The organism is Bradyrhizobium sp. NAS80.1, from assembly GCF_001908205.1.
Classification (GTDB): domain Bacteria; phylum Pseudomonadota; class Alphaproteobacteria; order Rhizobiales; family Xanthobacteraceae; genus Bradyrhizobium.
In genome coordinates this window covers 18,218-33,672 of sequence record NZ_LGHL01000121.1, presented here as the reverse complement: position 1 = coordinate 33,672, position 15,455 = coordinate 18,218, and the positions used below count along the sequence as shown (strand labels likewise).

The following is a 15,455-nucleotide window of genomic DNA, read 5'->3' as shown; positions in this document are numbered from 1 at the left end:
AGCTGCAGCCGAATCGCGCGAAGGAGCGGCGTGGGGTGGAACACCGTGCCCCGCATTTTTGCGGGGCCGCCTTTGCGTTCACGATCTGGACTCTTACCGGTGGAGTCACGGTGAGGGTATTGTGTCTTGATTCGCGCACGACGGGGGTCGGTGTGCGTACATTCGTGCGGTCTTGGGGCAACTATGTCAGGCGTGATCGTGTCGATGCGTCGGACGCTGTTGTCGTGCACATCGTTGGCGCGCAACGGCCTGCTAGGAGGCGCTCTCGCGGCGCTGCTGCCGGCTGCGCCGGCTGAGGCTGCCGATCTCATCGACACACTCTCGATATTGCTGGACTTCAACCGGCAGGAACTCGCGGTGCTGGCCACCGCGCTGGCCTTACTCGGCTTCACGGTCGTGGCCGCGATCCTGCTGATGCGCACGCGCGTGCGCACGGCGCAGAACGAAGCGCGGTTGCGCGCGCGGATCGGGGAACTGCAACTCCAGGCCGACCGTTTCGGCGCGCTGCTGTTCGCCGAGCCGCAGATCCTGATCTCCTGGCCGGCCGGCGACAACCGCGCGCAGATCTCCGGCGACATCGCGATGGTGCTGCCGAGCGACGCCTCGCCGCAGCGCGTGCTCGCGTTCGGAACCTGGCTGCCGCCGGAGCCTGCGCTCCAGATGGATCGTGCGGTTGATGCGCTGCGTGACCGCGGCGACGGGTTCCAACTGACGCTGACCACTCCGTACGGTCACACGCTGGAGGCCATAGGCCGCGCCATCGGCGGCCAAGCCATTGTAAGGATTCGCGAACTCTCCGGACTCCGGCGCGACCTGGCCGAGACCAATCTGCGTTACAAAGCGCTCTCCGACGAAACGGAGATGCTGCGCGGCTTCGCCGCCACGGCGCCGTGGCCGATCTGGGCCAAGGCCGAGAACGGCGCGCTAACCTATGCCAACCCGGCCTATGTCCGCGCGACCGAGGCAAACAGCGTCACTGACGCTCAGCAGCGCAAGCTCGAGCTGCTCGACAGCGCCGACCGCACCGCGATGGAGCGGGGACTGAAGGATGCCGCCAGCTTCACCTCGCGGCTGCCCATCGTGATCGGCGGCGAGCGGCGCATCTACGACGTGCGCGCCGTCAACGTCGGCAGCAACAGTGTCGGCGTCGCCATCGACGCCAGCGAGGCCGATGCGCTAAGTTCGGCGCTGGTACGGATGGCGGAAGCGCATCGTCGCACGCTCGACCAGCTCTCATCGGGCGTCGCGGTGTTCGACGGCCATCGCCGGCTCGCCTTCTACAACGATTCCTATCGGCGGCTGTGGGACCTCGACCGCACCTTCCTCGATGCCAATCCCGATGATTCCAGCGTGCTCGACCAGCTTCGCGCCGCGCGCAAGCTGCCCGAGCAGCCGGACTTCCGCGCCTGGAAGGCCAAGCTGCACGAGGCCTATCGCGCGGTCGAGACCGCGAAGGAAACCTGGTACCTGCCCGACGGCCGCGCGCTCTCCGTCGTCACGACGCCGAATCCGGAAGGCGGCGTCACCTACCTGTTCGACGACGTCACCGAGAGCCTCGACCTCGCCCGCCGCTTCGACGGCATGATCCGTGTCCAGCGCGAGACCCTCGACAGCCTCGCCGAGGGCGTCGCGGTGTTCGGCAGCAATGGCAAGGCGCAGCTGTTCAATCCGGCCTTTGTCCGGATGTGGAAGCTGTCCAACGACGCCATGCGCGGCGAGCCGCATATCCAGACCGTCGAAGGCTGGTGCCATCAGCTGTTCGACGACCCCGTGGTCTGGCGGCAGATCCGCGAGGCCATTACCTCGATCGAGAACCGCGCCGACGTGCCGCTCAAGCTGGAGCGCAAGGACGGCAGCGTACTCGACGGCATGATCCGGCCGCTGCATGACGGCGCGACCATGCTGACGTTCCAGGACATCACCGACACCGAGAACGTCGAGCGTGCGCTGCGCGAACGCAACGAGGCGCTGGAGGCCGCCGACCAGATGAAGGTGGATTTCGTCCACCACGTCTCCTACGAGCTGCGTTCGCCGCTCACCACCATCATCGGCTTCGCGCATTTCCTCAGCGATCCCTCGACCGGACCACTGACGCCGAAACAGGCCGAATATCTCGACTACGTCACCAAATCGACCAACGCGCTGCTGGCGCTGACCAACAACATCCTCGATCTCGCCACCATCGACGCCGGCGCCATGAAGCTGGAACTCGGGCCGGTGGACGTCAGCAAGACCATCGAGCTGGCCGCCGAGGGCATCCAGGACCGCCTCGCCACCGACCGCATCCGCCTCAAGGTCGAGATCGCGCCCAATGTCGGCAGCTTCGTCGGCGACGAGAAGCGCGTGGTGCAGGTGCTCTATAACCTCCTCGCCAACGCCGTCGGGTTTTCTCCACAGGATTCCACCGTCGGTATCAGCGCACGGCGCACCGAGCGCAGCGTGGTCTTTACTGTGACAGATTCCGGGCCTGGAATACCTGCCGACATGAAGGACAAGGTGTTCAACTGGTTCGAAAGCCGCTCGCAGGGCTCGCGTCATCGCGGCGCCGGGCTCGGCCTGTCGCTGGTGCGCTCCTTCGTCGAGCTGCATGGCGGCAAGGTGCGGGTGGATTCGATCGTGGGCAGGGGCACGGTCGTGATCTGCGACTTCCCGACCGACCAGGCGGCGCATCGCGACGCCGCCGAATGATTGCATCAACCACATTCTCCGTCGCGCTCCACAACGAGACGGCCACCGCGCAACTGATGGCCGACCTCGCGCTGCTGGTTGGCCCCGGCGATGTCATCACGCTCACCGGCGATCTCGGTGCCGGCAAGACCGCGGCCGCGCGCGCCATGATCCGCTACCTCGCCGGCGACGAGGAACTGGAGGTGCCGAGCCCGACCTTCACCCTGGTGCAGGGCTACGAGCTGCCGTCATTTCCGGTGATGCATGCCGACCTCTACCGCGTCGAGGAGGAGAGCGAGCTCGAGGAGATCGGGCTGTCGCCACTCCCCGATGCCACGCTCGTCCTGATCGAATGGCCGGAGCGTGCGCCGTCGGCGATGCCCGCAGACCGCATCGACATCGCGCTGACGCACCGGCCGGCACTGGGCTCGAATGCGCGCGCGGCCGACATCACCGGCTACGGCAAGGGCGCCGCGCAAGTCGCGCGGCTCAAGGCGCTGCGCGAATTCCTCGACGCATCCGGCTATATCGACGCGACGCGGCGGCGCATGCCCGGCGACGCCTCGACCCGCTCCTATGCGCGGCTGCTGCGCGACGACGGGATCGTCATCCTGATGAACTTTCCGCAGCGTCCTGACGGCGCTGCGATGTACAACGGAAAATCCTACAGCGCCGCGGTGCATCTCGCCGAAAATGTAAAGCCCTTCGTCGCCATCGACGAAGGGCTGCGCGCGCAGGGAATCTCGGCGCCTGCGATCCACCATTACGATCTCGACCACGGCTTCCTGATCAGCGAAGACTTCGGCAGCGAAGGCGTGATCGAGGGCAACCCGCCGCGCCCGATCCCCGAGCGTTATGAAGCCGCGACCGACGCGCTGGCCGTGCTGCACGGCAAGACGCTGCCGGAGACGCTGCCGCTGGCAGATCAGACTTACGCCATTCCAGTGTTCGACGCCGAGGCATTACTGATCGAAATCGGGTTGATGCCGGAATGGTATCTGCCCGACCGCAATGCGCCGCTGAGCGATGAGAAGCGCGCGGAGTTTTTCGCGATGTGGCGCGAGCTGCTCAAGAAGCCGCTCGCCGCGCCGAAGACGTGGATCATCCGCGACTATCACTCGCCCAATCTGATCTGGCTTGCTGACCGCTCCGGCATCGAGCGCGTTGGCGTGATCGACTTCCAGGACGCCGTGCTCGGGCCGCAATCCTACGACGTCGTCTCGCTGCTCCAGGACGCCCGCATCGACGTGCCGGAAAATCTCGAGCTGACGCTGCTGTCTCGCTACATCAAGGCGCGCCGCGCTGCCGATGCGAGCTTCGACCCGGCCGGCTTCGCTGAGCTCTACGCCATCATGTCGGCGCAGCGGAACACGCGCCTGCTCGGCACCTTCGCCCGGCTCAATCGCCGCGACGGTAAGCCGCACTACCTTCGCCACCAACCGCGGATCTGGACCTACCTCCAGCGCTCGCTGGCGCATCCTGCACTGGCTCATTTGCGCGACTGGTATCTCGCCAATGTCCCGCCGCCCCAAAGGCCGCCGGAAGGCTGATTCGCGGCCGATTTACCGGGTGTTAGCCGTCGCATCCGTATCATCGCCCCTCAGGCAGCCGGATGATTGCGAGGCTGGAGCAAGGGCAGATGGCGGTAAGGACGGACCACCGCGGCAACAGCCGGGTTGTTTTCGAACGCGGGATTCCGGCCCAAATGATGGGGATCGACGGCACCTGGCGGCGCGACTGCACCATGGAGGACGTCTCCGAGGTCGGCGCCAAGCTGACCATCGACGGTTCGGTGGAAGGGCTCCATCTGAAAGAGTTTTTTCTTCTGCTGTCGTCCACCGGACTTGCGTACCGGCGCTGCGAGCTCGCCTGGGTCAATGGGGACCAGATCGGTGTCAATTTCCTCAAGCCCGGCGACAAGAAGAAAAAGGCGCGTTCCACATCCATTGGAGCGTAACGGCAACACTCGTCGTACAACCGTCACGGCGGCTGGTTAAGGCGGTTGAGGTGCGGTGCGGCCCAATGAGGTCCGTGCTAGGCTTGCTGCGAACGCGGAACTCCAAGAGTCCGAGGACGAGTCTGAGAAAGCAAAGGATGTCCGTCAAACCGACCAAAGCCATGGTACTCGCCGCGGGGTTTGGCCTGCGCATGCGTCCATTGACGGACAAGATGCCGAAACCGATGGTGCCGGTGGCGGGCCAGCCGCTGCTCGACCACGTGCTCGACAAGCTCGGCCAGGCCGGCGTGACCGAGGCGGTGGTCAACGTGCACTACCTGCCGGACCAGATCATCAATCACGTCGCATCGCGCCAGCTTCCGCGCGTGACCATTTCGGACGAGCGCGACCAGGTGCTCGGCACCGGCGGCGGCGTGGTCAAGGCGCTGCCGCTGCTCGGCAACGCACCGTTCTTCCACGTCAACTCTGACACGCTGTGGATCGACGGCGTGCGCTCCAACCTGGCGCGCCTTGCCGAAAACTTCGATCCCGAGCGCATGGACATCCTGCTGCTGATGGCGCCGACCGCGACCAGCATCGGCTATGGCGGCCGCGGCGATTACGGCATGATGCCCGACGGCGCCCTTCGCAAGCGCAGGGAAAAAGAGGTCGTTCCGTTCGTCTATGCGGGCGCGGCCATCATGTCGCCGTCGATCTTCGCCGACGCGCCCAAGGGCGAGTTCTCGCTGACCAAAATGTTCGACCGCGCCAACGAGCAGGAGCGGCTGTTCGGCCTGCGCCTCGACGGGGTCTGGATGCATGTCGGCACGCCCGACGCCGTGCACGCGGCGGAAGAGGCGTTCCTGGAGAGCGTGGCGTAAGGGCTGCTCTCGTGTCCCGGACGCGGTGCGGCGCGTCAGCGGTGCACTGCTGAGCCGGGACCCACACAGCAACAGCCGTGATGTCGCAACATGGGCCCCGGCTCAGCGGCGCATCATTTCATGCCGCGCCGCGTCCGGGGCACGAGAGCAGTAATCCCGCGAACAGCGGGGAAGACCTCGCCTCAGCCCATGACCATTCGGGTCCGTCTGCCTATATTGGCCTGATCCCCGAATCAGGCAGCCGATGCGCGTCTTCAGCGTTCCAGTCTCAGTTCCATTCCTGCGCACGGTCGTCTCGGCCCTGCTCGACGGCCGGCTGGTCGAAGGGTTCGAGGCGCGGAAGGAGCCGGCGCGACTTGCCGATGCCACACTCTATCTGCCGACGCGGCGCGCCATGCGCGTCGTGCGCGAGATCTTCCTCGACGAGATGAAAGCGGACGCGGTGGTGCTGCCGCGCATCGTCGCGCTCGGCGACATCGACGAGGATGAGCTCGCCTTCGCCGACGAGGCCGAGCAGTTTTCGACCGCCGCACCGCTCGACATTCCGCCGCGGCTCGGCGAGCTCGAACGGCGGCTGACACTGGCACAGCTCGTCGCCGCCTGGGCCAAAGGCCCGGTGCTGGCGCCGCTGGTGGTCGGCGGTCCCGCCTCGACGCTTGCATTGGCTTCCGATCTCGCCCGCCTGATCGACGACATGGTCACGCGCGGTGTCGACTGGAGCGCGCTCGATGGTCTCGTGCCGGACCAGCTCGATCGATACTGGCAGCACTCGCTCGAATTCCTGCGCATCGCGCGTATCGCATGGCCCAATCATCTCGCCGAGATCAACCGGATCGAGCCGGCGGCGCGGCGCGATCTCCTGATCGCGGCGGAAGCCAGGCGGCTGACGGCGCATCCGCATGGCCCCGTGATCGCGGCCGGCTCGACCGGCTCGATGCCGGCCACCGCAAAATTCCTGCATGCGGTCGCCTCGTTGCCGCATGGCGCCGTGGTGCTGCCGGGCCTCGACACCGATCTCGACGACGACGCCTGGCGGACCATCGGCGGCGTGCGCGATTCGCTCGGCAAATTCGCGGAGCATCCGGCGTCGAACCATCCGCAATATGCCCTGCACGCACTGCTGCAGCGCTTCGGCATCAAGCGCAGCGACGTCGATATCCTGCAGCCGCCGGCGCAAGGCGGCCGTGATCTGCTCGCATCGGAATCGATGCGGCCGTCCGCCAAGACCGAGATTTGGTACGACCGGCTGAAGCAGCCGGATGTCGCCGCAAAGATCGCCGGCGGCATGACAAATCTCGCGGTCGTCGAAGCTCCCAATCCCGAGATGGAAGCGCTGGCGATCGCGATCGCAATGCGCGAGGCGCGGCATCTCGACAAATCGGCGGCGCTGGTGACGCCGGACCGCGCACTGGCGCGACGGGTGATGGCTGCGCTGACACGATGGGATCTCGCTTTCGACGATTCCGGTGGCGACGTCCTGATGGAAACATCAGCCGGCGTTTTCGCGCGGCTCACGGCGGAGGCAGCGACCAAGGGATTGGAGCCGCCGACGCTGCTGGCGATGCTGAAACATCCGCTGTGCCGGCTCGGCCGCGCGCCAGGCGCGTGGAAAGCTGCGATCGAGGGGTTGGAGCTCGCAGTCTTGCGCGGCACTCGCCCGCCTGCCGGTACGGGCGGCCTCTTGCGTGAATTCAACCGCTTTCGCGAGGAGCTGGCAAAACTGTGGCGCAGCGAGGTCTCCGCGCTGCATCGCGCCGAGCCGCGCGCGCGTCTGAAGGCCGAGGATCTCGATCGCATCCAGGCGCTGATCGATGCCTTGCGAAAGGCATTGGCGCCGATCGAGAGCCTCGCGCCATCGAAACCGTATGACTTCGCCGAGCTGGCGCACCGGCACCGCGAGATCCTGATCCAGCTGTCGCGCGACGAGCAGGGTATCCCGCTCGCCTTCGAGGAGCGCGAGGGCCTCGCGCTCGCTAGCGCCTTCGACGATCTCATGCGCGGCGGCACGACCAGCGGATTGATGGTGCCGCTGCCGGACTACTCCGACGTCTTCCAGACCGCGTTCGGCGACCGCGCGGTGCGCCGACGCGACAGACCGGGCGCGCGCCTGCAGATCTACGGTCCGCTGGAATCGCGCCTGATGCAGGCCGACCGGATCATCGTCGGCGGGCTGATCGAAGGCGTCTGGCCACCGGCGCCCCGCATCGATCCCTGGCTCAGCCGGCCGATGCGGCACGAGCTCGGCCTCGATCTGCCGGAGCGGCGCATCGGCCTCTCCGCGCATGACTTCGCGCAATTGCTCGGCGCCGACGAGGTGATCCTCACCCATGCCGCCAAGGCTGGCGGCGCGCCGGCTGTGGCCTCGCGCTTCCTGCACCGGTTAGAGGCGGTTGCGGGCGACGATCTCTGGAAGGCCGCAAAGCGCGCCGGGGAAAAGTACGTGCAGTTCGCGGGCGCGCTGGACCAGCCCGACGAGGTCAGGCCGATCAAGCAGCCCGAGCCGCGGCCGCCGCGCGCGACGCGGCCGCTCAGGATGTCGGTCACGGCAATCGAGGACTGGCTGCGCGATCCCTACACGATCTACGCGAAGCACATTCTGCGGCTCGACGCGCTCGATCCCGTCGACATGCCGTTGTCGGCCGCCGACCGCGGCTCGGCGATCCACGATGCGCTCGGCGAGTTCACCGAAACCTATGCCGCGCATCTGCCCGACAACCCCGCCCGCGTGCTGCGCGCGATCGGCGGGAAATACTTTGCGCCGCTGATGGAGCGTCCCGAAGCGCGGGCGCTGTGGTGGCCGCGCTTCCAGCGCATCGCGCGCTGGTTTGGCGAATGGGAGACGGTACGGCGTGGCGCGATCGAGGCGATCACGGCGGAGACGCATGGCGAAATCTCGATCACGCTCGACAATGAGCGCAGCTTCCGCCTCTCCGCGCGCGCCGACCGCATTGAGCGGCGCGTGGGCGGCGCCTACGCCATCCTCGACTACAAGACCGGCCAGCCGCCGACCGGCAAGCAGGTTCGCATGGGCCTGTCACCTCAGCTCACGCTGGAGGCGGCGATCCTGCGCGAGGGCGGCTTTCCCGGCATCGACGCCGGTGCGTCCGTGAGCCAGCTCGTCTATGTGAGGCTGAGCGGCAACAATCCGCCGGGCGAGGAGCGCATCCTCGAGCTCAAGATCAAGCAAAGCGACCAGGCGCAACCGCCGGACACGGCAGCCGCCGAGGCGCGGGCCAAGCTGGAGGCGCTGATCCGCGCCTTCGAGGACGAGAATCAGCCCTACACATCGCTGAACCTGCCGATGTGGACCAACCGCTACGGCGCCTATGACGATCTCGCCCGGATCAAGGAATGGTCGGCAGCGGGTGGCCTGGGGATCGAGGAATGGTAAAGGCGCCGCGTCCCATCCCTGACGAGGTGCGCGCGAGGCAAGCGCGCGCGTCCGATCCGACCGCGTCGGCCTTCGTGTCGGCGAATGCCGGCTCGGGCAAGACGCATGTGCTGGTGCAGCGCGTGATCCGCCTGCTGCTGTCGGGCGTGCCGCCGGAAAAGATCCTCTGCATCACCTTCACCAAGGCGGCCGCTGCCAACATGGCCGAGCGCGTGTTCACCACGCTCGGTCATTGGGTAACGTTGGACGATGATGCGCTCAAAAAGGCTATTGTTGCCGTCGGCATTCCGCACCCGAATGCTCGGTTGTGCCGCGAAGCGCGAAAGCTGTTCGCCTGCGCGCTGGAAACGCCGGGCGGACTGAAGGTGCAGACCATCCATGCGCTGTGCACGCGCCTGCTCCAGCAATTTCCGTTCGAGGCCAATGTGCCGGCGCGCTTCGCCGTCATCGACGAGCGCGACCAGACCGACATGATGGAGCGCGCCAATCTGAAGGTGCTGCTGGACGCCGCGCGCGATCCGGAGACCGTCATCGGCCGCGCGCTTCTGACCGCGATGGCGAACGCCGCCGACGTCACCTTCAAGGAAGTGGTGCGCGAAGCCTGCCTCAGCCGCGACCATTTCATGGCCTGGACCGACGAGGCGGGCAATGCGGAAGCGGCTGCTGCGCAGATGGCTGCGGTGCTGGGCGTGGATGCGAGCGACCGCATCGAGGACGTCGAGAACGAGATCCTCGATGGTCCGTTCCTGCCGCGATCGCGCTGGGACGACATCGCCTTTGCGCTGGAAGACGGCAGCAAGTCGGACAACGACCAGGCGGAGCGCCTGCGCGCGGCAAAGGTGTTTTCTGGCGGCGACCAGGTCGATGCCTATCTCAGCGTCTTCCTCACCGACGAGAAGTTGCCGCGCAAGGCGGTGCTGACCAAGAAGTTTGGCGAGCAGAATCCCTCCGTCGCACGCCTGTTCGAGAACGAGGCGCAGCGTCTCAACGGACTGATCGAGAAACGCCGTGCGGTGTCCGTGCGCGACCGTACTGCGGCGCTCCTGCATATCGCGACCGCGGCTGCCGCGAATTACCGTCGCGAGAAGCAGGAGCGCGGGCTGCTCGACTACGACGATTTGATCGACAAGACGCTGGCGATGCTGAACCGCGTCTCTTCGGGCTGGGTGCATTACAAGCTCGACCGCGGCGTCGATCACGTCCTGATCGACGAGGCGCAGGACACCAGCCCGCGGCAATGGGACATTGTCGCGCACATCATCTCGGAGTTCACTGCGGGCGAAGGTGCGCGCGAGGGGCTCAACCGCACCATCTTCGCCGTCGGCGACGAGAAGCAGTCGATCTTCTCGTTCCAGGGCGCGGAGCCCCGGGAATTCGACGCGCGCCGGCGCGAGCTGGACCGCAAGTTCACCGCCGCCGGACTGAAATTCGATCCCGTCGCCTTCACCTATTCGTTCCGCTCGGGCGCCACGATCCTGCACTCGGTCGACCACGTCTTCCGCGAGCCGGCGATCTACAAGAGCATCCATTCGGTCGATATCGGCCATCCCCTGCACAATGCGCTCGCCGATGCAGGTCCCAGCGTGATCGAGCTGTGGGACCTCGCCGAGGCCGACGACAGGCAGGACATCGAGGGCTGGCGCGCGCCGTTCGACGGCGTCGCCGTCACAAGCCCCGAGGTCAAGCTCGCGCGCCGCATCCAGGCCGAGATCAAGCGGCTGGTCGAGAGCGGCACGCTGACAGGGCACGATGGCGAACGCCGTCCCTTACGCTATGGCGACATGTTGATCCTGGTGCGCCGGCGCGGCAATGCGTTCGATGCCGTGATCCAGGCCTTGAAGCACGCCAACGTTCCGGTTGCCGGCGCCGACCGGCTGAAACTCACCGAGCACATCGCGATCATCGATCTGATGAACCTCGCAGATGGGTTGCTGCTGCCGCAGGACGATCTGGCGCTTGCCGTCGCGCTGAAAAGCCCGCTGTTCGGGCTCGATGACGACGACCTGTTCCAGCTTGCCTGGGATCGCAAGGGATCGCTGCGCCGTGCGCTCGGCGAGCATGCGGCTGGAAGCGAGAAGTTTGCCACGGCGCTGCGGCGCCTGGAGGCCTGCGAGATCCGCGCGCGCGAGGAGACGCCGTTCGCCTTCTATGCCTGGCTGCTCGGGGGTGACGATGCACGTGCGCGCATCCTGCGCCGCCTCGGCCACGAGGCCAATGACGCGCTCGACGAATTTTTGGAGCTCGCGCTGAACTATGAGCGGAAGGCGCCGGCCTCGCTGCAGGGCTTCATGGCGTGGCTGCGCTCGGCCGACACCGAGGTGAAGCGCGACATGGAAATCTCGCGCGACGAGGTGCGGGTGATGACTGTGCACGGCGCCAAGGGGCTGGAGGCCTCGGTCGTGTTCATGGTCGACACGACGTCGTCTCCTTCGGATTCGCAGCGGCTGCGGCTGATCCACGTGCCGCGCGGCAATGGCGGCGAGGTCGTGGTCTGGGCCGGCCGCAAGGCCGACGATCCAAAGCCGGTCGTCGAGGCGCGCAAGACGATGTTAGAGGAGACCGAGGACGAGTATCGCCGCCTGCTCTACGTCGCGATGACCCGTGCGGCCGACCGGCTGATCGTCGGCGGCTGCATGCCCGGCAACATGAAGACCGTCCGCAAGCTGAGCTGGTACGATCTGATCGACACCGGGCTCACCGGCTCGGGCCTCGAGAAGCAGACGGTCGAGACGCCGCTCGGCAAGGTGACGCGGTTCGCGCGACCGGAGGATGTCGCGGCGCTGGGCACGCCCGCGATTGCAGTTGACCAGACGATCGCGTTGCCGGACTGGCTGCGGACGCCGGCGCCGCGCGAAACCATTGACGACGATCCCGTCCGCCCGTCCGGCCAGTCTGCCGAGGAAGGCCGTGCGGTGCGGACCGGCGAATCGGTGCAGTCGCGCGCGCTGGCGCTGCAACGCGGCACGCTGGTGCACCGGCTGCTGCAATCGCTGCCCGACATCGCTGCCGAGCGCCGGCGCGACGCCGCAATCGGCTTCATGGCGCGCAATGCCTCGGACTGGACGGAGGCCGACCGCGCCGCGCTGGCCGACAAGGTGCTCGCCTTGATCGCCGAGCCGCGTTTCGCGCCCGTCTTTGCCGCCGGCAGCCGGGCGGAGGTCGCCATCGTCGGCAAGCTGGAGCGGCCGGGCCGCACCCCGGCCCTGGTATCCGGGCAGATCGACCGGCTGGTCGTTCGTCCGGATGAAGTCCTGATCGTCGATTTCAAGACCAACCAGACGGCGCCCAGGAGCGCGGCCGAGGCGCCCGCCGCCTATGTCCGGCAGCTCGCGCTGTACCGGGCGGTGCTATCGAGGCTATATCCCCAAAAGCCGATCCGCGCCGTCCTGCTCTGGACCGAGGCCCTTGAATATATGGAGATTTCAGCCCCCGCGCTGGACGCGGCGCTGGCATCCCTTCATGTCGGCGTGAGCGTCCTTGACCCGGCAAGGAGCCGTTCATAGGTTGAGGTCATGATTCCGGGCGCGATTCCAGATCGCGCCGATTCTTTCAACCGAGTGAGGTACTCCAATGGCCGTTAGCAAGGTTTCTGACGCCGATTTCGAAGCCGAAGTGCTCAAGGCGAACGGCCCCGTGGTCGTTGATTTCTGGGCCGAATGGTGTGGCCCCTGCCGCATGATCGCACCCGCGCTCGACGAGATTGCCGGTGCGATGGGCGACAAGGTCAAGATCGTGAAGCTCAACGTCGACGAGAGCCCGAAGACCGCGTCCAAGTATGGCGTGATGTCGATCCCGACCCTGATGATCTTCAAGGGCGGCGAGATGGCCTCCCGTCAGGTCGGCGCGGCGCCGAAGGCGAAGCTCCAGCAGTGGATCACCTCCGCGGTTTGATTTGCATCGCGAGTGAAGAGTTGCGTAACGGCCGGCGTCATGCCGGCCGTTTTGTTTTTCACGGATTGATCCATCCGGTCGCGAGCTCCGGCTGATTGCTGCGGCGTGTGAGCTCCAGCGCGAGGTAATTTCTGTGAACGTCGGCAGTCGCGGCAAGGCGCATTATCATCCTCACTCTCGTGCCCCGGACGCAGCGCAGCGTGAAACGGTGCGCTGCAGAGCCGGGGCCCATGTGGCGGCATTCTGGGTCCCGGCTCTGCGGAGCAGCGTTGCACGCTGCACCGCGTCCGGGACAAGAGAGCTTATGCAGGAGGCGTGCCGTTGAGCCCCAGCACATGGCCGGCGAGATAGAGCGAGCCGGTGATCAGGATGCGCGGCGGCACTTCGTAGGCGAGCCGCGACAAGGCGCGCAGCGCGGCCTCGATGCCGGGCGCGGGCTCGACGCGCATGCCGAGGCTGCGCGCGGCGTCCGCAAGCCGGTCAACCGGCATCGCGTTCTCGGTGTCGGGAATCGGTACCGCGATGATGTGACGGGTAAGGCCCGCGAAGTTCGCAAGAAAGCCTTCCGCGTCCTTGTTGGCCATCATGCCCGCGATCACCACCAGTGGCCGCGACACCCGCTCCTCGAGATCGCCGAGCGCGGCCGCCGCAACGCGCCCGCCTTCGGCATTGTGCCCGCCATCGAGCCAGATTTCCGACCCCTGCGGTCCCCAGGAGAGCAGTTCGCCCGTGGTGATGCGCTGCATCCGCGCCGGCCATTCCGCGCCAACGATACCGGCCTCGAATGCCGCATGATTGATCTTGAAGCCCGGGATTGCGCGAAGGGTCGCGATCGCAAGGCCCGCATTGTCGAACTGGTGACGGCCGAACAGGCGCGGCGCCGTGAGATCCATCAGGCCGCGCTCGTCGGAATAGACGAGACGCCCGTGCTCGACATTTACGTGCCAGCTTTCGCCCGCGGCAAACAGCGGCGCGCGCATGCGCCTGGCCTGGGCCTCGATCACGGCCATCGCCTCCGGCGCCTGCTCGGCGCAAGCAACGGGCACGCCACGCTTGATGATCGCCGCCTTCTCGCCGGCGATCGACGTCAGCGTGGGCCCAAGGAAGTCCATGTGGTCCATGCTAACAGGCGTGATCACGCAGGCTGCCGGTGTATCGATCACATTGGTGGAATCGAGCCGGCCGCCGAGGCCGACTTCGAGCAGCACCACATCGGCCGGGTGCTGTGCGAACAGATGAAATGCCGCGGCCGTCTTCAGCTCGAACACGGTCGCCGCCTCGCCGGCATTGACGCGCTCGACCTCTTCCAGCGCCGCGCACAACTCATCGTCGCCGACGAGCACGCCGCCACCGACGCGGCCAAGCCGGAAACATTCGTTGATGCGGACGAGATAGGGCGAGGTGTAGGCGTGGACGCGCAGGCCCGCGGCTTCCAGCGTCGCGCGCAGATAAGCTAGCGTCGAACCCTTGCCGTTGGTGCCGGCGATGTGGATCACCGGCGGCAGCTTGCGCTCGGGATGACCGAGCCGCGCAAGCAGACGGTGCATCCGCTCCAGCCCGAGATCGATGCGCTTCTGATGCAGGGCCGACAGCCGCCCGATCAATTCGCCGAGCGGCGGCTTTGCGCTGTCAGAGGAAGCGTTCACGCGTGCGGCGCGGCCGGCGCCGTCTCGGGGGCCGATACGATCTGCGCCGGGCTCGTAACGGCCAGCGCCGGCTTCGATGCGCTCTCCAGCGCAGGCGCCTTGGTCAGGAGGCGGCAGAGCCGCGCCAGGGTCGGCCGCAATTCGTGGCGATGCACGACCATGTCGACCATGCCGTGCTCCTTCAGATACTCGGCACGCTGGAAACCCTCGGGCAACTTCTCGCGGATGGTCTGCTCGATCACGCGCGCGCCGGCAAAACCGATCAGCGCGCCGGGCTCGGCGATCTGTACGTCGCCCAGCATCGCATAGGACGCTGTGACGCCGCCGGTGGTCGGGTTGGTCAGCACGACGATGTAGGGCTGCTTGGCCTCGCGCAGCATCTGCACCGCGACGGTGGTGCGCGGCATCTGCATCAGCGACAAAATGCCTTCCTGCATGCGCGCGCCGCCGCTGGCAGCGAACACGATGAACGGCGACTTCTTCTCGACCGCGAGTTCCAGCCCGCGCACGATGGCCTCACCCGCGGCCATGCCGAGCGAGCCACCCATGAAATCGAAATCCTGCACGGCGACGACGACGGCGGCACCTTCGAGCTTGCCATAGCCGACCTTGACCGCATCGTTCAGATTGGTCCGCGCGCGCGCATCCTTGATGCGGTCGACGTACTTCTTCTCGTCACGGAACTTGAGCGGGTCGGGCGTGACGTCGGGCAACGCAACGTCGAACCAGGTCTCGTTGTCGAAGATCGACTTCAGACGCGCCACTGCGCCCATGCGCATGTGGTAGTTCGAGCCGGGGATGACGAACTGGTTGGCCTCGACGTCCTTGTAGAACACGAGCTGTCCGGAATCGGGGCATTTGATCCAAAGATTCTCCGGCGTCTCCCGCCGCAGCATGTTGCGAATCTTCGGCCGGACCACATTGGTAAGCCAGTTCATGGTTTGCTCCGATGTGCGAACCCACCTGGGGATCGCCTGAAGGGTATATGGCGGCCGGGCCACTGCCCGGCAAGCCGCACTGTCGTCCGCCTCGAAGCGGAATTA

At 66.6% G+C, this 15,455-nt stretch carries 9 protein-coding genes; 7 read left to right on the top strand and 2 right to left on the bottom strand.

What is annotated here, in order from left to right:
- Positions 1-183 precede the first annotated feature (183 nt).
- From AC629_RS25925 to trxA, 7 genes are all read left to right on the top strand, one after another.
- Positions 184-2,688 carry a PAS domain-containing sensor histidine kinase gene (locus tag AC629_RS25925; RefSeq protein WP_084807759.1) on the top strand — a complete coding sequence of 835 codons (2,505 nt, stop codon included), beginning with the start codon at positions 184-186 and terminating at the stop codon, positions 2,686-2,688.
- Positions 2,685-4,217 carry a tRNA (adenosine(37)-N6)-threonylcarbamoyltransferase complex ATPase subunit type 1 TsaE gene (tsaE, locus tag AC629_RS25920; protein WP_084807758.1) on the top strand — a complete coding sequence of 511 codons (1,533 nt, stop codon included), beginning with the start codon at positions 2,685-2,687 and terminating at the stop codon, positions 4,215-4,217. The genes AC629_RS25925 and tsaE overlap by 4 nt, the downstream gene beginning before the upstream one ends.
- A gap of 89 nt (positions 4,218-4,306) precedes the next feature.
- Positions 4,307-4,624 (top strand): PilZ domain-containing protein, encoded by a 318-nt coding sequence (locus AC629_RS25915; RefSeq protein ID WP_084807777.1) that lies wholly within the window; start codon positions 4,307-4,309, stop codon positions 4,622-4,624.
- A 137-nt stretch (positions 4,625-4,761) separates the two neighbouring features.
- Positions 4,762-5,484, top strand: coding sequence for a nucleotidyltransferase family protein (locus tag AC629_RS25910; RefSeq protein ID WP_084807757.1), 723 nt, complete (start codon positions 4,762-4,764; stop codon positions 5,482-5,484).
- 244 nt (positions 5,485-5,728) lie between these two features.
- Positions 5,729-8,875: a double-strand break repair protein AddB gene (addB, locus tag AC629_RS25905; RefSeq protein ID WP_084807756.1), complete on the top strand. Its 3,147-nt coding sequence runs from the start codon at positions 5,729-5,731 to the stop codon at positions 8,873-8,875.
- Positions 8,869-12,378, top strand: coding sequence for a double-strand break repair helicase AddA (gene addA, locus AC629_RS25900; protein ID WP_084807755.1), 3,510 nt, complete (start codon positions 8,869-8,871; stop codon positions 12,376-12,378). The genes addB and addA overlap by 7 nt, the downstream gene beginning before the upstream one ends.
- A gap of 67 nt (positions 12,379-12,445) precedes the next feature.
- Positions 12,446-12,766: a thioredoxin gene (gene trxA / locus AC629_RS25895; protein WP_008540017.1), complete on the top strand. Its 321-nt coding sequence runs from the start codon at positions 12,446-12,448 to the stop codon at positions 12,764-12,766.
- 302 nt (positions 12,767-13,068) lie between these two features.
- Here trxA and AC629_RS25890 read toward each other — a convergent pair whose 3' ends face one another.
- Positions 13,069-14,412 (bottom strand): bifunctional folylpolyglutamate synthase/dihydrofolate synthase, encoded by a 1,344-nt coding sequence (locus AC629_RS25890; protein WP_084807754.1) that lies wholly within the window; start codon positions 14,410-14,412, stop codon positions 13,069-13,071.
- Positions 14,409-15,350: an acetyl-CoA carboxylase, carboxyltransferase subunit beta gene (gene accD / locus AC629_RS25885; protein WP_084807753.1), complete on the bottom strand. Its 942-nt coding sequence runs from the start codon at positions 15,348-15,350 to the stop codon at positions 14,409-14,411. The genes AC629_RS25890 and accD overlap by 4 nt, the downstream gene beginning before the upstream one ends.
- Between the last annotated feature and the right edge of the window lie 105 nt (positions 15,351-15,455).